Source organism: Sulfitobacter sp. W027 (assembly GCF_025143985.1).
Taxonomy (GTDB): domain Bacteria; phylum Pseudomonadota; class Alphaproteobacteria; order Rhodobacterales; family Rhodobacteraceae; genus Sulfitobacter.
Map to the genome: position 1 here is coordinate 76,168 of NZ_CP083565.1, position 18,424 is coordinate 94,591.

Below are 18,424 nucleotides of genomic sequence, written 5' to 3' on the forward strand. Positions count from 1 at the left end.
ATGGCCAAGGAAACCTCAGTGTTAGACACTGAATTAGACGACCTGCTCCCGGAATTGCGCTGGCGTGAATGGATGGGCCGGATTGAAGCGGTGATTTTTGCGAGCGCTTCGCCAGTGCCGCGCGGGGACTTGGCGCGCGTCGTGGGGCAGGGGGCCTCGGTTGACCTGTTGATTGAGGATATTCAGACCGATTTAAACGATCGCCCCTATGAGTTGGTCGCCGTAGCAGACGGCTGGTTGATGCGAACGCGGACGCGATTTGCTGATGCCATTCACGCGGCGGCCGATGTGGGCGACCAGCATCTGGATTTGGACGAATTTGAAGTCGCTGTGCTCGCATCGATTGCCTATCACCAGCCGCTGACGCGGGATGGGTTGAAGGATATTTTTGGAAAAGACATCAGCCGTGATTTGATCGGAAGGTTAAGAGCGCAGGAGTTGATCGCCACGGGTCCGCGTAGTCCGAGGGCAGGGGCACCCTATACCTATGTGACGACGCAGAAGTTCTTGATGGCGTTTGGGATGGAAAGCCTCCGTGATTTGCCCGACCGCGGCGAGCTAGAGGATGCTGGCTTGGCAAGTTGATCCACCAAAAGTCCATGTAGGGCGCAAAGGGTGAGGTACATAATGAACAAAGGGTGGGGTCTCTAATAAGCAACCAGGAGCAAGGAACCTGACCTCTCATACGAGATGCTTTCTGCAACGCTCGGAAGGGAAGCACTGGTCCATGCGTGATCCAGAAGACTATCTATCATGACACCTCATTCCAGAGCTTGAGGGTGGGTCTCATCAGCGCATGTTGTTGACCTCTTCAGCCCGAGATAGGTTGGTCAACCCAACATTGACGTCCTGGTCGACGGAGGCAACCCGTTGGTTTGCGTCGAGATCAGAGCCTTTGCAGCTGTGAGCGGTGATGATTTCAAGCGCATCAATTGGTTCTCAAAAGACGGACCGGGTCGCAGCAGTTGTGCGCCTAACGATTAAGGTATTCTGCCGCTAATAACTGAATGGTTTGAAGTTGGACGTTCCGGCTAAGCGTTCTTAGCCAGGAAAGCCTCGTCGCGGACGTCAAGAAACGCGGTCTTAATGTCCTACCGCGCGGAATGCGTCAGGTCTGCCCTTCCCGTTGCACTCTTGAAGGGAAACAGCCAACCTCGACCCACGCAAACGCAACTGGGAGGAATTTGATGAGACAGATTATCACATGCGCGGTATGCCTGACACTGTCGGCAGCCCCCGCGCTTCATGCCCAAGAAGCCGCGATTTTTTCTGGCAATGACCGTGTGCATCCCGTCTATGCGGAGAACGGTATGGTGTCGGCCCAAGAAGCCGTGGCGGCCCAGATCGGGCTCGATATTCTCGAGGCTGGCGGCAACGCGGTGGACGCAGGCGTTGCTGTGGCATTCGCGTTGGCTGTGACCTTGCCACGCGCGGGCAATATCGGCGGCGGTGGTTTCATGATCGTCCATGACGCGGAGACCGGCGAGACCAAGGCCATAGACTATCGTGAAATGGCACCCTCATCCGCCGAACGGGACATGTATCTCGACGCCGAAGGCAACGCCGACAGCGAGCTTTCGCGGTTCACAGGATTGGCCGTTGGCGTGCCGGGCACTGTGGCGGGCATGCAGATGGCATTAGAAAACTACGGCAGCATGACGCTTGCCGAGGTGATTAAGCCGGCCATCGCGCTGGCCCGGGATGGCATCGCGGTCACGCCCGGCCTTGCTGACAGCCTCAAAGGCCTTGAGGACCGGCTGAAGAAATGGCCGAGTTCTGAGACCATCTTTTATAAAGAAGGTGGCGGTTTCTACGAGCCGGGCGAGTCTCTTGTGCAGACCGACCTTGCCAATACTCTACAGAAGATCGCTGATGAGGGGCCGGATGGCTTTTACAAAGGCGAAACCGCAACCAAAATCGCCGAAGCGGTGCAGGCGGCAGGCGGGCGCATCACAGTGGAGGACATGGCGAATTACAAGCCGGTTCTGCGTGATCCGGTGCGCGGCACCTACCGCGGGTACGAGATTGTCTCCATGCCACCGCCCAGTTCTGGCGGGGCGCATATCATCCAAATTCTCAACGTTCTCGAAGACTATCCGATCTCTTTCCTTGGTCATAACACAGCCGATACGATCCACCTTATGGCCGAAGCGATGAAACGGGCCTATGCGGATCGTTCGGAATATCTTGGCGACAGTGATTTCGTAGATGTGCCCTTAAGTGAGATCACCTCCAAAGCCTATGCCGAGGATATTCGCGGGAACATCAGCCTGAATGCGGCGACCCCATCGAGCAGCATCAAGCCGGGAGAGCTCGCGCCTTACGAGTCCGACCAGACCACGCATTTTTCGATCGTGGACAAGGATGGCAACGCGGTGTCCAACACCTATACGATCAACTTTTCCTATGGGTCCGGGATGGTTGCTGACGGCACCGGTATTCTGATGAACAATGAAATGGATGACTTCGCGGCCAAGCCTGGTGTGCCCAATGCCTATGGGTTGATCGGCGGCGATGCCAATGCAGTGGAGGGCAGTAAACGGCCACTTTCTTCCATGTCGCCAACGATCGTGATGAAGGACGGTGAGGTCTTCATGGTCACCGGCTCACCCGGCGGCTCGCGCATCATCACCACCACATTGCAGGTCATCATGAATGTCATCGACCATGGGATGAACATCGCCGAAGCCTCCTTCGCGCCGCGTATCCACCACCAGTGGCTTCCCGATGAAATCCGGATTGAAGACGGGATCAGTCTCGACACGGTGGGCTTGCTTGAGCAACGCGGTCACAAGGTCAGTGAGAAGTCGGTAATGGGGTCAACGCAGTCGATCCTTGTGGACCGTGAAAGCGGCTATCTGTTTGGCGCGTCAGACCCACGGCGCGTCGATGCGGCGGCCCTGGGTCACTGACTATTGAGAACTTGGCCCCGGCGGTTACGCCTGATGCATTCTCACTTATAGGGCCTTGACTAAAGAGGTTGCCGGGATAGTTCGCGGCAACCTTTTTTTCTTGCGCAATATTTCTATTAAATCTGCATGTGGTGTTGTCACGTTAACTCGCGCATTCGGCAAGTCGTGGTACAGATGGGACATCAAGCGACGTTCGCCGCGGATTTCCACATTTCGAAAGCTTCGAGCCGATGGTAGCGAATGGTGAGGGCGGAACGACGGCGGGCTGGGACAGAGAAATGATTGCGGGTTGCGGACTGCATGGAGACGAAACGCTGCAAGCCGCCCGATGGTCGGAAGCCCTGCATTGCTCGGCAGACCATCGTATTTATCGGATGCTGCGCAAGGGACGAATGATTGGTTTCGTATGAGCGCAATGCTGCGGGCAACCATAGAGCCACTGACCGGTAAAGGTCGTTGATGTTGATCGCACTGAAGGCGGATTGCCGTCATTCACTGCAAACGCGAACCGATTTGGCGCTAATTGAGACAGCCGCCATTCAGCTAACCTAGGTGTTCAGTCCCGGAATCTGGTGGATCGGATTTATGATGAATCGACCTGGCTCTGAAGTCCAGATTTTGCAGATGTATTCGTAGGGCGTGAGGCCGTTCAGGGTCTTCAGCCTACGTGCGAAGTTGTAGGCTGCCATGAAGTCGGTGAGGTGCGTACGCAGCTGATTATGGCTGTCATAATGGTATCGTTTCACCGTCGCCTCCTTGATCGTTCGGTTCATCCGCTCGACCTGGCCATTAGTCCAAGGATGGTTTGGCTTGGTCAGCCGGTGCTCGATCCCATTTGCTTCGCAGATCATATCGAAGCGCATTTGCCTTGAATATGCTGTGTTACGGTTGCGGGGCTGCTCAGCGAATTGGATGCCGTTATCAGTCAGGATCGTGTGGATGCGATAGGGAACTGACTGAAGCAGGCGCTCGAGGAACTCCCACGCTGTCTTGCGATCCGCCTTATCCACGAGTTGCGTGCTGCAAATTTGCTGGTCCGGTCAATGCCCACGAAGAGATAGAGCTTGCCCTCCACCGTCTGAACTTCCGCGATATCGATATGAAAGAAGCCGATCGGGTAACGCTTGAACTTTTGGCGCTTAGGCTTGTCGCCCTCGACATCCGGCAAGCGAGAGATCCCGTGCCGCTGAAGGCAACGATGCAATGCCGACCGGGTTAGATGCGGAAGCGATGGCTGAAGAGCATAGAGGCAATCATCCAGCGGCAGCAGCGTGTGTCGTCGGAATGCGACGACCATTGCCTCCTCAGCTTCGGTGAGAACGGTTGAACGCGGCTCCTTTGGCCCGGTCTTCAAGTCTTCGACAGTCGCGCGCTTTCGCCACTTCGCAACGGTCTTGGGGTTGATGCCCAGCTCCTTACTTAACTGCGCGAGCGAAGCTTGCGATCGCTGTATTGCAGCTCTGACGGCGTGCGTTGTCGTGGCGCTCCCGTGACGAACTTGTCCCATAATGCTTCCTTCCAAGCCTGAGAAAGGATCGCACCATCAAACCGTGGGATCAAACACCTACGCCGCAATGAAGCGGCTCTTGGGTCGCAGCGCGTGGTGAGACTGCGCCGATAAAGGCTTCCCGCAACGCGGCGAAGACAAGCTCTGAGATTTACGATCGTGGCGGATTGGCCTGCTTTTATCAAGATCATGGGGGGTCTCCTTACCAGCCGTTAAAACGCGGCCAAACCTCAAGCGGGCCGCCGTCTTGCGGCACCAAATGGTAGCGGTCATGCTGGGCGGCGGTGGCGCAGGCATGGTTGGGCAGGATGCGCAGACGGGTACCGACGGGCAGGTCGAGCGGCGACTGATCCGCGCTTTCGCGCAGCGCGATAATGCCATGTTCCTGGTTGGCGCTAACGACGATATAATCGGTCAAGACGCGCCCCTCTTCGTCGCACACCAGCCCGTAGCCTTGGTCCACATCCTGCGCCGCTGTGCCTCGGTCCCGGGACAGGGCCATCCAGCCGGCGTCGATCATAGTCCACCCTTTGGCGGGCTGATTCCCGATGACCGTGGTCAGCACGCTCATCGCGATGTCGTCTTGCGTGCAGACATCGATCCCGGCCATCACCAGATCGAAGAACATATAGACCCCGGCGCGCAGTTCCGTCACGCCCGTCAGGTCGCGCGCGGCATGTGCGGTGGGGGTCGAGCCTACGCTAACCACAGGGCAGGGAAGATCCGCTGCGCGCAGATTTTCGGCGGCGGAAACGGCAGCTTTGCGCTCCTGTTCTGCGAAGTCGGCATGGGCCTCGCGGCCCCGGACCGTATAGCTTTCGCCCGCATGGGTCATCACACCGCGCAGGCATTCAGCGGTGTGCAAGATGCGCCCGATCTCAACGAGTGCCGGGTCCTCCGGACGCAGACCGCCGCGGTGACCATCGCTATCGATTTCGATCATCGCGGGGACGGCGGCCTCCGCCACGGCCTGCGCTTGGGCCGCGTTGTCGAGAATCACAACCAGATCGCAGCCCTTTTGGCGCAGCGTCTGCACCCGCTTCAGCTTCTGCGGGGCAATACCAACGGCATAGAGGATATCGTTGTACCCATCCGCGCAAAACACTTCGGCTTCGGCCAATGTCGACACGGTAATCGGACCGGGCGCACCCCCGGTGAGCTGGCGGGCAACATCGACGGATTTTGCCGTTTTCAGATGCGGTCGCAGCGTGACGCCAAGCTTTCGCGCATGGTCAGCTAGACGCGCGATGTTCCGTTGCATCCGCGCTTGATCAAGCAATAGGGCAGGGGAGTCGGGGGCGTGTGCGTCAATCATTGGGCAATCCTTTCGCAGTTTTGCAGTGGCTTAGCATCGAACGCGCCGGCGCGACATATGCAAATACATGTGATGCGCCGCGCACATCACGGGAAGACCATACCGGCTCTGCTGAATGGGCGCTGAGGCCCCATCTTTGTAGCAGATTGGAAAGCACATGCAGGCGATCACACCACAACCCGTTACCCTATCCCTTCCGGCCCTCCGAAGGACACTTTTGCGGCATTATCGCCGCTTGAGCGAAGCATCGCGCAGACTGCGCTTCATGGGCGGCATAAAGGAAGAGGTCTTGACGCAAACGGCCAATAGCGCGTCGCCGAATGTCATGTTCGGGGTCAAAAAGGATGGCGCCTATCGGGGTATCTTGGAGCTTCACATTCTTCAGGACGGGCAGGCGGAAATTGGTCTTTCCGTTGAAGATGCCTACCAAGGGCGCGGCTTTGGTCGTGCGCTGTTTCAGCGGGGCCTGTCCGAGGCGCAGGCAAGACGCCTTCTGTCGGTCGATGTCCATTTCTCGAACGCAAAGGCGGCGATCCGAAAACTATGTCTCGAACTGGGCGGCGACATGCGCGTCAACGGCACGGATTCTATGTCGCGCATCACCCTTTAGCATTCGCTCATGCCCGACTGGACGCATTTGCAAAGACATGCGAGCGTAGTCGCAAGTGAATTGAAGGACAGCGCTGCGATGATCAGGGCAGTTGTGAAGTTTCTTGCCGGGCTCGTCGTCACCCTTGTTGTTGTAATCTTTATTGGCCGTTTCGCCTCCCCTTTGCCGGAGGTTGAGAACCGCCACGATAGAGGGGCACTGCTGCGCAAGCCGCAGTGACCGCTGGCGGATGCTTTGGCGAGACAGGAAGAGAGTCATGCCAGGCAGACCGGCGTCGCGCCTTTGAAAAGCGGCGCTGTTTCGAAGAGCCGCTGGAAATGCCGCAAACGGGTGAGGTCCTGATCCGCTGTGGCCGAGCGAAATGGCCCGTCGTGCTGAACCTATGACGCTTCATTCCGCGACAGCCGCGGTCACGATAATCTCCACCTGCGGAGAAGCCATGCGTCCCCAGACCGCATTCATCTCGTCAAAATACGCATGTCGGCCAACCAGATAACCGCCTACAACATGTGCGCGCGTGATGACCCCGCTTCGCGCAACAACTTGTCGACGCAGGCGAGTCAATTCTCGGTCTGCTTCGTCACGGTGGCTCCGGGACCAACCTGTCCGCAAAGATAGACGACGCAACCGTGTCTGACGATTTGTTCATGCGTAGCTTGATGTGAATGCGTTGATCATGGTCATACTTTTTCTGGGGTCAGAAGGGGGGCGTCAGGCTGGGTCGCGGTGTCTTGGCGGGGTGGCGCAGGTAACGGCGCTCAAACCCGCGGAAGGTTGCGGTTTTTGCACACTAGGAACTCTACACAAAGATCCAGATCTTTTTGTAGAGTTTTAGGCGTCGATATGTTGTACCTGTTAAGTCACATAACACTACATATTGACTCAATTTTGAAGGTTTCACAATTTTGTTCAATATGGTCGGCCTCGCTCAAATGGGACCCGGCTTAATTTGAAACTCAAACCCGCAAGCGCTCGTGATGAACGAGAGGCTGGGCAAAAAATGCTAGAATTGACTTATGTTCGGACAACCACTCATGTAGGTCCATAGATCGTTGCCCTATCGGCCTCTGGAAAGCCATGATTGTAGACCCAAACAAGCCTATTGCATTTATCCCTATTGAGGATGCCTGTCCTGAAAGCTTTGTTCAGTTTGGTGATCTCGTTGAACCACCAGTTGGTGGCGGCCGGGTAACTATCCCCACCTCCCTAACACCGAGCCTCACGGATGGGGGGCCGACATTGACGTTCATCACTTTAAGTCCGGCCACCTTTGAGATTGAGCGCTCGGCACAACTCGAACGGCACCCGTTTTCAGTGCAAGTCTTCATTCCGCTCGGTGATGCACCGATGGTCTGCATTGTTGCGAGCGATGGCTCGCCGCCCGAACGGGCAGATAGCCTACGGGCGTTTCGAACCCGACCGGGTCAAGCGGTTGTATTACGAGAGGGGACTTGGCACTTCGGCATGATGTGCGAGGGCGAAGCGATGGCAGCTGCGACCTTCATCTATCGCCTTGCTAATGGCGAGGATACCGAAAGGCTTCCGCTGAAAGCCCAAATTCGTTTGGTCCCCACCTCTACGGGCTAATACGGGTTTAGCGAATATGAAGTTTATCTAGAAAATTTCGCGCTGTGATCGATAGAATCTGGCCTTGGCGATGAGTAACGATCCACGGAATCCGCCTCTCGGTTGCGATCGGTAAGAAGTCAATTTCCTTAACGTTTGCCGCTGTAGCGCTGACCTGATCAGTAAGGGTGGCGCCGACCCCGGCTTCGACGAACCGTAGCGCGTTCCAGACATATCTGACTTCGATCCAGGGCCGTGGTTCTAGGCCGTGATCATCAAAGACAGCGTGCATGATCTTACCAATCCCTTCGCTACTAGGGTATAGGATCAACCGGTCTTGAGGAACATGTTCGACCTTCATGGTTTCGTGGCCGTGATTAACATTCCAACTTCTTGGCCAAGCGTAGCAGATAGGTGAAGACTCAAGGGTGACGGCTTCAAGAAATGGGTTGTTTAAGGGTGCGATCGTCAATCCAAATTCCGCGCTTTCACTTAGGATCATAGAGGCAATCCGTTCGTTCGATGGGGTATCGAATGATATTGGCACTTTAGGAAAGGCGTGCTCGAACTCGTCCAGCGCCTTAGGAAGCGGGCCGTAGGCAATGGTGGGGCTACATGCGAAATTAAGTCGGCCGGCCGTGCCCTGTCGTAGGCTTTCACCAAAGCGCTCCACAGCCTGAAATCCATCGAAGGCCACGCAAGCCTTCTTATAGAGCTGATGTGCCTCTTCCGTGGGCACGAGACGACCGCCTTTGCGTTGGAATAGTTCGATTCCTAGTTGATCTTCAAATTGCCGCAACTGGCCTGATACCGCTGGTTGCGACACCACCAGCAACTTTGCAGCACTCGACGTCGTTCCAGTTTCCATTACCGCCTTGAAGATCTCGAGATGGCGAAGACGCATGTATAATCCAGACTTATAGATACCTGGCATCTTTGTAATTGGCGTTAATAGATGTGTCACTCCATAAATGCTGCGGATGAAAGCTTTCGGAGTAAATGACGTATGAGTCGGTTGATTAAAGTAGGCGGCGCCCAACTTGGCCCTATCCAGCGTGATGAGAGCAAAAGCTCGGCGGTTTCGCGCATGGTAGCACTCCTTGATCAGGCTCATGCTGAAGGTTGCGGCTTTGTCGTGTTTCCCGAGTTAGCTTTGACTACGTTCTTTCCGCGACACTACATTGAGAATTCAGATGAATTCCGCGCGTTTTATGAGCAGGATATGCCAAATCCGCACGTCAAACCTCTGTTCGAGAAGGCTGCGGAGTATGGTATCGGCTTCTATCTTGGCTATGCTGAAGTTGCTCGGGAAGATGATGAGACCCGCTATTTCAACACGTCTATCTTGGTCGACCAGACGGGGAAAATTGTAGGTAAATATCGCAAAGTTCACCTTCCCGGTCACGCCGAATACGATCCAGAAAGAACCTTTCAGCATCTTGAAAAATACTACTTCGAACCGGGGGATGTTGGGTTCCCTGTTTGGCGCACCATGGACGGCATTTTTGGGATGTGTCTTTGCAATGATCGACGTTGGCCTGAAACCTATAGGGTTATGGGATTGCAGGGGGTGGAATTTGTTGCGCTCGGGTACAATACACCAGCAACCAACTCCCAAAAACCTGAAGAAGGCCCTGAAGAACGTTTGTTTCATAGCGACTTGTCGGTGCAAGCGGGCGCATATCAAAATGCGACCTTTGTTGCCGCCATCGCCAAAGCGGGCGTTGAAGATGGCAACCACCTGATCGGGGGTTCAATCATCGTTCATCCAAATGGTCAGATCATGGCTCGTGCGGAAACTGAGGATGATGAGTTGATCGTCGCCGAATGCGATCTTGATGATACCGTTTTTTATAAAAAGACAATCTTTGATTTCGCCCGTCATCGCCGTCCTGAGCATTATGGTCGCATCGTTGACCAAACCGGTGTGATCCTTCCCGAATGACACGCCGGCTAATAGTCATAAACCCCAACTCAACTGAACGGGTAACAGAGGATATCTCGGTTGCTGTCGAGCCTTTGCGGAACAACAATTTAGACATTGACTGCCAGACCCTGGCGGCAGGGCCAGGAGGGATACTCACCCAACGCGATGCAGATCTCGTGATTGGCCCGCTCATCGATTGGGCGGAGGGTGAAAAGGGAAGCTGTGATGGCATTGTCGTGGCCTGTTACTCCGATCCCGGCGTTCACTCTCTACGAGAGATGCTTGATGTGCCGGTATTTGGTGCTGCTCAAGCGACGTTGGGTTACGTTGGCGCTATGGGGTGTAAAGCGGGGGTGATCTCTTTAAGAAGCGCCTCAGTAGCCCGTCATAATGCTGCCGCGGGAGCGGCGGGATTAACCGGCATACTGGCAGGGGATAGGGCCGCAGATGTTTCAGTGGCTGATCTTGGCGATGATGGAGCTATCGACAAGCTTCTGCGTGCTGCGCATGAGCTGATTGATAAGGACGGAGCTGAGGTCTTAATCTTGGGCTGTTGTGGGATGTCTCGCTTCAGTCAGGCAGTCGCGTCTGAAACGGGGATTCCAGTTCTCGATCCTTCGCTTGTCGCAACGAGTATGGCCTACACCGCAATTTTGGGGAACTACGATACTCCGCCTCGCGGGGGACGGACGTGACCGATCTCGCTACATTAGGTTATCTGGGCGTTCTCGGCGGAATGGGGCCGGGGGCGACTGCAGATTTCTACCTCAAACTCATTTCAGCGACGGCAGCGTCTAATGATCAAGAGCACGTAGCGACAATAATTCGATCGGTGCCCCAAATTCCTGATCGCTCTGCTGCGATCTCCAAGAAAGCGGAGTCCCCTTTACCGGCCCTATCCAGCGGAATCCGTGAGCTAATATCGAGCGGAGCGAAAGCAATCGCGATACCGTGTAACACCGCCCATTTTTGGTATGAAGATCTTGTGGCGATTAGCACGGTCCCTGTTTTCCATATCGTGGACACAGTGAGAGAGCGCTTAGAAACAACCGCGCGCACTGGTCCCGTTGGGCTTCTAGCAACAGCTGGAACGATCGAAGGAAAAATTTACCAAAATCGCCTTGGAGACCAAAGCGGTTATCAAGTCCTTGTCCCGGAGGAAGAGGATCAGAAAAAGCTAGTCTCGCCCGGCATCGCTGCAGTTAAAGCTGGCGATTTGATCGCGGGGGCTGACCTATTGTCCAAAGCTGCCCGCCGCCTTCAGGAGCGGGGCGCACGATCTGCAATCATGGCTTGCACGGAAATCCCCATTGTTTTGGGCCCTAAAAGCGATGTCGGAATGCCTTTGATCGATGCCACCGATGCGCTTGCCCGACACTGCGTTGAATGGTGGAGGACTTCGAACTCGGCTCGGGTCGATGACCTTCATTTGTCCGGCGCAACAGACAGTAATAGTTGAGGAGAAGAAGCATGGAATTCGATTTGGTGGTAAGAAATGGGACCGTTGTCACTGCTTCGGACCGAACTGATTGTGATGTTGGGATCCGCGATGGTAAGATCGTGGCATTGATGAAAGGCCTGCCTAAAGCTCCCCGAGAGATTGATGCGGCGGGACGCCTCGTATTGCCTGGGGGCGTTGAGGCGCACTGCCACATTGAGCAATCTTCATCTCTGGGAATTCAGACTTCAGATGACTTCGAGAGCGGCTCGATCTCAGCTGCCTTTGGTGGGAACACTACGATTATGCCCTTTGCTGCGCAGCATAAGGGGCAGTCTTTGCTTGATGTCGTCGCTGACTATGAAGCCCGTGCTGCGGCGAAGTCGGTCATTGATTATTCTTATCATCTAATTGTTTCAGACGCGAATGAAGATGTGCTGCACAACCAGCTGCCGAAGCTGATCAAGAAGGGCCTGACTTCGTTCAAGGTGTATACCACCTACGAACTCTTGAAGTTGGACGACTATCAAATCCTTGAGGTGTTGAGTGTTGCCCGCCGCGAAGGTGCCTTGGTCATGGTCCATGCGGAAAACCACGATATGATCCGCTGGCTTACCAAGAGATTGCTGGATGCTGGCCATAAAGAACCAAAGTATCATGGCATTAGCCATTCACGTATCGCTGAAGGCGAGGCCACCAATCGCGCCATCAGTCTTTCGGAACTTGTGGATCAACCGCTATTAGTTGTTCATGTCTCGTGCCAACAGGCCACAGAAGCAATCCGAGATGCCCAAAGTAAAGGCCTAAAAATCTATGGGGAGACGTGCCCGCAATACCTATTCTTAACGGTAGACGATCTTGATCGGCAAGGTATGGAAGGCGCTATGTTCTGCTGCAGTCCACCGCCACGCGACGCCTCTTCACAAGAGGCAATATGGACAGGCATTCAGAACGGCACTTTTCAAATTGTGTCCTCAGATCATGCCCCCTATCGCTTTGACGAGACTGCTAAGCTCCAAGCTGGACCTGATGCTCCGTTCAATAAGATCGCCAACGGCATTCCCGGGATCGAGTTGCGCATGCCTCTCTTGTTTTCTGAGGGGGTATGTAAGGGGCGGATCGATCTTCATCGATTTGTCGAACTGACTTCGACCAACGCGGCGCGGCTTTATGGTCTTTTCCCTCGTAAAGGCACGATCTCGGTGGGAGCCGACGCGGACCTAGCGATCTGGGACCCGGACGTAAAATACACGGTAAGTTGGGAGGACCTGCATGACAATGTTGGATACACCCCTTACGCCGGCATGGAGCTAACTGGCTGGCCAACAACGGTTATTAATCGCGGCCGGGTCGTTGTGGATCAGGGTCAGTTGAACGCAAGTCCGGGAGACGGGACATTTGTTCCACGTGAGCACTCGGACCTAGCAAAGCCACGCGGCACCTTGGTGCGCGAGGTCGATCCTGCCCGAAACTTCGGTGCAGAAATCCTTTAAAATATAAACCAACAGAAGAGGGCGAAATAATGAAAAATATGATGATCGCGAGTTGTGTTGCCACGATGGCAATGACTGGTACGCTGCATGCGGCGGAAGACGTTAAAATTCGTGTTTTGGGCTTCTGGGGTAACCAGCCTCAAGTCGACGATGTCGACAGGAAAGTATGGGAAGGGTTGGCAGAGCAAACAGATGGAAGAATCCAAACTCAGTATTTGACACTCAATGAAGCGGGTATCAAAGGCGACCAAGCTCTTCGGTTTCTTAAACGAGGAACCTTCGACATCATGACGATTTCAGTCAGCTATGTCAGTGGCGATGAGCCATCGTTGGTCGCCGTCGATCTACCAGCTATCGCATATGATTTTGACACTCTCCGGCAGATTTCGGATTCTTATCGCGGTGTGATGGCCGAACGCGTTAAGCCTTATAACGGTGTCTTCCTGACACATTGGCCGTTCAACCCGCAAATCCTGTTCTGTAAGGAGCAAACTGAAAGCTTGGATGCTTTAGGTGGCGAAAAAGTGCGTGTTAGTGGTGCTCCAGCAGCAGATACGCTGGAAGAACTTGACGCTACCGCTGTCGATCTCACCGGCGGGGAAGTTTACCAAGCGCTTCAGCGCGGGTTGGTTGATTGCGGCACGACAGGCAGCACGTTCGGCTATCGAAACAAATGGCACGAAGTCACCAGCTCGCTCTACGATTTGCCGTTGGGCGGTTATTCTCAGGTGATCCAGGTTGCCAATAAAGATTTCTGGGAGTCACTGAGCGACGAAGACCAGAAGCTGATCAGCAGCAAATTGAGTGAAGCAGAAGACACGCTTTGGGAGATGGCCCCTGTGGTCCATGAGCAAGGCATTCGCTGCGCTACGGGCGAAGGCGAGTGCGAACTCGGCGGGGAAGCCGGCGGCATGACTTATGCCGATGTGTCCGAAGAGGATCGCACGGAGTTAGATGGCATTCTGAAATCAGTTATCATTCCGCGTTGGAAAGAAAGCTGCAACGCGTCGTTCCCTGAATGCGGTGAAACTTTTGACGAGACCATAGGTCAAGTGATTGGTATCGCCGACTGATGCCCCTGGATATGAGACACATCGTAAACAAAGTAGAGACCGCCATGGGGGCGGTCTCTACAGCCTTCTGCCTCATAGGTGGCTGGCTTTTGATCGCGCTGTCATTTGCAATCTGCCTTGAAGTGATCCTGCGCAAGGTGTTCAGCATGTCGCTGCAAGGTATCGACGAATATGGTGGTTACGCTCTAGCCGTTACTTCTGCGTTGGGTATGGCATTCTGCTTTTATGACCATGCACATATTCGCATCGATCTCTTGGTCCGGCGCTTGCCAAGTCCACTGTTCCGGGCCTCATCTTTCATCGCCATTGCTACTCTAGGCGCAACTGCTTGGTATCTAACCTCTGGTGCCTGGTCGGTGACGCTAGAATCTTGGGAGTTCGGTGCTTTCGCAAATACGCCCTTGCGGACACCTCTTTATATCCCACAGGGAATTTGGGCGGCGGGCTTGACCATTTTCTTTGTCGCTATCGTCGTGAGGCTAATACGCATTGTCATCGCCGTCATGTCCCGAGATTACAAAACCCTGACAGAAACACTGGATCATCAACTTGAAGATGAGGTGGTCGAAGGCGTCCGCGGAGTAGAATAATAACATGTTAATTGCGCTTTTCTTCATTAGTGGGCTGCTGATCCTGCTGTTCTTTGGACTTCATGTAGCCAGCGCGATCGTGCTCTTGGCCGTTGGAGCCGATCTAATCGTTGGCAACGGCATTCTGATCGACTCTCTTGGTTCCATTGCATGGGATCGGATGAATGAATTCTCTCTGGTTGCCATTCCGCTTTTTGTGTTGCTGGGCGAGATCCTGTTGCGCGGGGGGGTTGCCGATAAACTCTATTCTTCCCTAGCAGTCTGGATGGAACGCTGGCCTGGCGGACTGTTGCATACCAATACCGTTGCCAGCACACTTTTTGCCGCCACATCCGGGTCGAGTGTCGCTACGGCCGCAACCATTGGCACAGTTGCGATCCCGACCTTGGAAGAGCGCGGCTATAACAAACGTATGACTTTCGGATCCCTAGCTGCCGGTGGCACGCTAGGCGTGCTCATTCCGCCCAGTATCCTAATGATTGTCTATGGCACGCTTGCTGATATTTCAGTCAGCGAGTTGTTTGTCGCAGCCGTCATTCCAGGCCTGATCTTAGCTGGGTTCATGTCTCTAGCTATCGTAGTTGTTTCATTTTTTGTCCCATCTCCGAAAGCTGCAGAAACACGGGTGCCGTTGCGGGAGAAATTCCGTGCGCTGCGTGAGATCATTCCTACGTTTGTTGTTTTCTTTGTCATTATGGGTAGCATTTATGGCGGTATTGCTACACCGACCGAGGCGGCGGCATTGGGGATCATTTGTGCCCTAGTCCTCGTCGCGATGAATGGGCGGCTCTCCGTCGCAATGCTTCACGAAGCATTCCAGGGGGCGTTCCGCACCACTTCCATGATCATTTTAATTATTGTGTCGGCCTTCTGCCTGAACTTTGTCATTTCCATCTTGGGCCTGCCTCAATCGGCGTCCCGGGCGATCTCTGAAGCCGGTTTGTCGCCCTATGTCCTGATCTGGTTGCTGGTTTTGTTCTATCTGCTGCTGGGTTGCTTCCTTGAAGCTGTGGCTATGATGGTCACTACTATCGGTATTGTCGTGCCGATCGTAGTCGCAGCCGGATTCGATCCCTTGTGGTTCGGTATTTTTCTTACAACGATGATGGAGTTGTCTTTGATTACACCTCCTGTGGGGCTTAATCTCTATGTCATTCAGAACCTCCGTCCACGGGGCAGCGACATCAACGATGTGTTCATCGGAGCGGTTCCCTTTATGGGCGCATTCTTTGCCTTCATCGCTTTGATCATCTATTTTCCAGAAATTGTGCTTTGGTTACCTGGCCTTATGGAGAACTAATCCATGTCCTGGCTTTCCTTTTCGCACGACGAGCTTGAAGCTCGTGATCGCTATAAATTGCTCAGCGGAGCAATTGTTCCGAGACCGATCGCGTTGATCACGACCATGTCAGAAGATGGAAATATCAATGCGGCGCCGTTCTCTTTTTTCAACGTTCTGTCAGCCGATCCCGGCATTGTAGCGATAGGCTTAGAAAGCAATGAAGATGGTAGCCTGAAGGACACGTCGCAGAATATCCGCGAGAGCGGAGAGTTTGTGGTTAATATGGTTGACCGGCCTATGGCGGATGCGATGAAAATCTGTGCGGAACCTCTTGCAACCGGGATTGAAGAGCCCTCTCGGGCTGGCCTCACGACTATCCCCTCCGAGGTTGTGAGGCCGCCCAGACTCGAGGCAAGTCCAGCATCTTTCGAATGCACCAGGCATACCACACTGGAAATATCTGCGTCCCGACAGATTGTTCTAGGTTTAGTTCGACATCTTCATTTCCGAGAGGGAGTTGTTGATCCGACGCGCATGCGGATTGATGTCCACGAGCTTAACCTTATCGGGCGTCTGGCCGGGACGCGCTATTTAGGAATGACAGATATCTTCGGTCTTTGATTGAGTTTGAAGGGCATCGCTAGCGCCTTAGCCCCCTGGCGCATGATGGTCGGCAGTATCTTCGCTGTTTTAGCGCAATATTATTGACCTGCCCGCATTGGTCCTCACTCATAACGAGAGTTTGCAGGTTTGGTTTTGATAGTTGGGGGTTCCGGATTGGGCAAGCGCGGCAGGCGCGGAGCTCTCAAATTGCTCAAGCGCCTGCCGCGCTTGCTTTGGCGTCTGGTTTCCGCGCGATGAGTGTGGCCTGACGGTGTTGTAGCCGTAGCGCCAGAGGGCCAGCTTCCGCCGTGCATCATCCAAAGTGTCGAAGATCTCCTCATTCAGAAGTTCATCGCGCAGGCTGCCGTTGAATGACTCGATGAAGGCGTTCTGCTGCGGCCTGCCGGGATCGATGTAATGCCATAGAATGGCGTTCTGGTCGGCCCATCGCAGGATGGCCCTACTGGTGAACTCGGTCCCGTAGCACGTCGGGAAGAAGCGCCGTTGGGAGGTTTTGGCCGCCTGCGCAGCCCTTAAATTGGCAGCGGGTGGCCATAACCGGGTCTCAGGTCTCAACAGTGGTTTTGCATAACCACACCGTTGAGGAGACCGGCTATGACCGCTACCTATGCTACCCTTTCGACCGTGTTGGTCGCCATCGACATATCCAAGCATCGACATGAGGTGCTGATCAGCATTCCCGGCAAGAAGCGCCGCCGCCGCCGCACGACGATCATGAACACGCTGGAAGTTTTTCAGCGCTTAGCCATAAATCTCGCCAGCTATGACCTGCCGGTGCGGATCGGGTTTGAAGCGACCGGCAATTATCACCGTGTCTTGGCGCACCATCTCGGACAGGCCGGATTCGAGTTGAAGCTTGTGTCTTCCGTCGGTCTGGCGCGAACACGAGAAGCTCTGCACAACAGCTGGGATAAGAACGACCCTAAGGACGCCCAGGTCATCCTGCACATGCTGGAGATCGGCGCGGTTCAGTTCTATCACGATCCGTTGGTAACCGGGACCGCCGACATTCAGGAACTGTCGAAGGCCCATGAGATCGTCTCCCGTTCGAAGACCGAGCTGTGGCATCGCATCCTGACACATTATCTGCCGCTCTACTTCCCCGAGGCCGAACGATTTCATCGGAATTCGAGAACCGACTGGTTCCTGGCGTTTCTCGAGAAGTATTCAACCCCGCATATAATCACGGCGATGAGCCGGGAGGCATTCATTGCCGATGCCCGGAAAGTTGTCGGACGTGAAGTATCCAAAGAGCGTCTGCTTTCAGATATTTATGCTACCGCCGTTGGCTCTGTGGGCTTGCCAGTTCAGCCGGATTCTGACGCTGTCCGCATGTTCCGCTTGGTGCTGGCCGAAGGCAGAAGCCTGATCCGACAGCGCGATATCATTGAGGCGCGGGCCGTCGGATTACTTTCGGACCTCCCCGATTATCAGTTGCTGACAACCATACCCGGAATCGGCCCGATCAACGCCATGACCATCCTGGCCGAGGCCGGTGACCTGCGTCGGTTTCGCCATCATCGGCAGGTCCTGAAGTTCTGCGGCAGGGACCTCGCCACCGTGCAGTCGGGGATGTTCCGTGGCCAAAGCCGCATCTCCAAATACGGCAATGCCCGGTTGCGCCGCACACTCTGGACGGCCGGCCAGACCGCAGTACTGAAGCGGACCAACGGCTTCCGCGACAAGTTCGAGCGCTACATCTTCAAAGACCGACACAATGCCCATCTGCGTCGCACGGCCTATACCGCAATCACGGCAAAGATGGCGCGCTCCGTACACGCCGTGGTCAAACACGGCGCACCCTATCGCCCCTTCTTTGAGGGGGTGAGCCCAGGCGGAAGGACCTCTCTCTGATGAGCCATGGAGGCAGTACGCTGACCTCGTAGATAATGTTCGGGCCTTCTGCTTGGGATTTGGGATCTCGTATTTAGGACGGTGAGAGCCGCCATTGCGCGTACCCTGTGTTTGCTATGGAGGAGATCATTTCTTGACGGCAGTGCCCGTCTGGGCAACGATTGTAGGGCATCCGGTTTGCCGGATGCCCCATGATCTGCTGACCTAAACAGCTGGAAGTTCCCGACATAGGA

The 18,424-nt window shown here is 54.8% G+C and carries 16 protein-coding genes and 3 pseudogenes; 14 read left to right on the top strand and 5 right to left on the bottom strand.

Translation table 11 applies throughout. The features are described from left to right. Entirely contained in the window at positions 1 to 585 is a 585-nt protein-coding gene (locus K3759_RS16970) for an SMC-Scp complex subunit ScpB (protein ID WP_259985912.1), read from the top strand. Positions 586 to 1,187: 602 nt separating this feature from the next. Next, entirely contained in the window at positions 1,188 to 2,912 is a 1,725-nt protein-coding gene (gene ggt / locus K3759_RS16975; RefSeq protein ID WP_259985913.1) for a gamma-glutamyltransferase, read from the top strand. A gap of 182 nt (positions 2,913 to 3,094) precedes the next feature. Here ggt and K3759_RS16980 read toward each other — a convergent pair. The 3 genes and pseudogenes from K3759_RS16980 to K3759_RS16990 form a co-directional block, all read right to left on the bottom strand. Then, positions 3,095 to 3,265 (bottom strand): annotated as a pseudogene (locus K3759_RS16980) (IS6 family transposase); the annotation flags it as partial. Positions 3,266 to 3,460: 195 nt separating this feature from the next. After that, positions 3,461 to 4,419, bottom strand: a pseudogene (locus K3759_RS16985) (IS481 family transposase). 202 nt (positions 4,420 to 4,621) lie between these two features. Then, the gene (locus tag K3759_RS16990) at positions 4,622 to 5,734 is read right to left on the bottom strand and encodes a DSD1 family PLP-dependent enzyme (RefSeq protein WP_259985914.1); all 1,113 of its coding nucleotides are present in this window, start codon (positions 5,732 to 5,734) and stop codon (positions 4,622 to 4,624) included. Between the two features lie 157 nt (positions 5,735 to 5,891). Here K3759_RS16990 and K3759_RS16995 point away from each other — a divergent pair, with 157 nt between their 5' ends. The 3 genes from K3759_RS16995 (at position 5,892) to K3759_RS17010 (ending at position 7,931) form a co-directional block, all read left to right on the top strand. Then, positions 5,892 to 6,344 (top strand): GNAT family N-acetyltransferase, encoded by a 453-nt coding sequence (locus tag K3759_RS16995; protein ID WP_259985915.1) that lies wholly within the window; start codon positions 5,892 to 5,894, stop codon positions 6,342 to 6,344. 9 nt (positions 6,345 to 6,353) lie between these two features. Then, positions 6,354 to 6,563: a hypothetical protein gene (locus tag K3759_RS17000; protein ID WP_259985917.1), complete on the top strand. Its 210-nt coding sequence runs from the start codon at positions 6,354 to 6,356 to the stop codon at positions 6,561 to 6,563. 858 nt (positions 6,564 to 7,421) lie between these two features. Next, positions 7,422 to 7,931 carry an ureidoglycolate lyase gene (locus K3759_RS17010; protein WP_259985919.1) on the top strand — a complete coding sequence of 170 codons (510 nt, stop codon included), beginning with the start codon at positions 7,422 to 7,424 and terminating at the stop codon, positions 7,929 to 7,931. A 7-nt stretch (positions 7,932 to 7,938) separates the two neighbouring features. Here the strand turns inward: K3759_RS17010 and K3759_RS17015 are convergent, their stop codons facing one another. Beyond that, the gene (locus K3759_RS17015; RefSeq protein ID WP_259985920.1) at positions 7,939 to 9,024 is read right to left on the bottom strand and encodes a LysR family transcriptional regulator; all 1,086 of its coding nucleotides are present in this window, start codon (positions 9,022 to 9,024) and stop codon (positions 7,939 to 7,941) included. Here K3759_RS17015 and K3759_RS17020 point away from each other — a divergent pair. From K3759_RS17020 to K3759_RS17055, 8 genes are read left to right on the top strand one after another with little or no spacing between them, the layout of a single operon-like run. Beyond that, a complete protein-coding gene (locus tag K3759_RS17020) occupies positions 8,917 to 9,855 on the top strand; it encodes an N-carbamoyl-D-amino-acid hydrolase (protein WP_259985921.1) in 939 nt (312 codons plus the stop codon). The two genes, K3759_RS17015 and K3759_RS17020, sit on opposite strands and share 108 nt — an antisense overlap. Beyond that, on the top strand, positions 9,852 to 10,532 hold the full coding sequence (locus K3759_RS17025) for an aspartate/glutamate racemase family protein (protein ID WP_259985922.1): 681 nt from the start codon (positions 9,852 to 9,854) through the stop codon (positions 10,530 to 10,532). Before K3759_RS17020 ends, K3759_RS17025 begins: the two co-directional genes overlap by 4 nt. Then, positions 10,529 to 11,296 (top strand): aspartate/glutamate racemase family protein, encoded by a 768-nt coding sequence (locus K3759_RS17030; RefSeq protein ID WP_259985923.1) that lies wholly within the window; start codon positions 10,529 to 10,531, stop codon positions 11,294 to 11,296. Before K3759_RS17025 ends, K3759_RS17030 begins: the two co-directional genes overlap by 4 nt. 11 nt (positions 11,297 to 11,307) lie before the next feature. Continuing rightward, on the top strand, positions 11,308 to 12,768 hold the full coding sequence (hydA, locus tag K3759_RS17035) for a dihydropyrimidinase (protein WP_259985924.1): 1,461 nt from the start codon (positions 11,308 to 11,310) through the stop codon (positions 12,766 to 12,768). Between the two features lie 29 nt (positions 12,769 to 12,797). Further along, a complete protein-coding gene (dctP, locus tag K3759_RS17040; RefSeq protein WP_259985925.1) occupies positions 12,798 to 13,841 on the top strand; it encodes a TRAP transporter substrate-binding protein DctP in 1,044 nt (347 codons plus the stop codon). A gap of 11 nt (positions 13,842 to 13,852) precedes the next feature. After that, positions 13,853 to 14,431 (top strand): TRAP transporter small permease subunit, encoded by a 579-nt coding sequence (locus K3759_RS17045; RefSeq protein WP_259985926.1) that lies wholly within the window; start codon positions 13,853 to 13,855, stop codon positions 14,429 to 14,431. A 4-nt stretch (positions 14,432 to 14,435) separates the two neighbouring features. After that, the gene (locus tag K3759_RS17050) at positions 14,436 to 15,731 is read left to right on the top strand and encodes a TRAP transporter large permease (protein WP_259985927.1); all 1,296 of its coding nucleotides are present in this window, start codon (positions 14,436 to 14,438) and stop codon (positions 15,729 to 15,731) included. Positions 15,732 to 15,734: 3 nt separating this feature from the next. Further along, positions 15,735 to 16,334, top strand: coding sequence for a flavin reductase family protein (locus K3759_RS17055; protein ID WP_259985928.1), 600 nt, complete (start codon positions 15,735 to 15,737; stop codon positions 16,332 to 16,334). A gap of 108 nt (positions 16,335 to 16,442) precedes the next feature. On the opposite strand, the pseudogene K3759_RS17060 reads toward K3759_RS17055, so the two are convergent. Continuing rightward, positions 16,443 to 16,796 (bottom strand): annotated as a pseudogene (locus K3759_RS17060) (integrase core domain-containing protein); the annotation flags it as partial. 135 nt (positions 16,797 to 16,931) lie between these two features. Between K3759_RS17060 and K3759_RS17065 the strand changes: the two are divergent. After that, a complete protein-coding gene (locus K3759_RS17065) occupies positions 16,932 to 18,191 on the top strand; it encodes an IS110 family transposase (RefSeq protein WP_259985930.1) in 1,260 nt (419 codons plus the stop codon). The last annotated feature ends 233 nt before the right edge of the window (positions 18,192 to 18,424 follow it).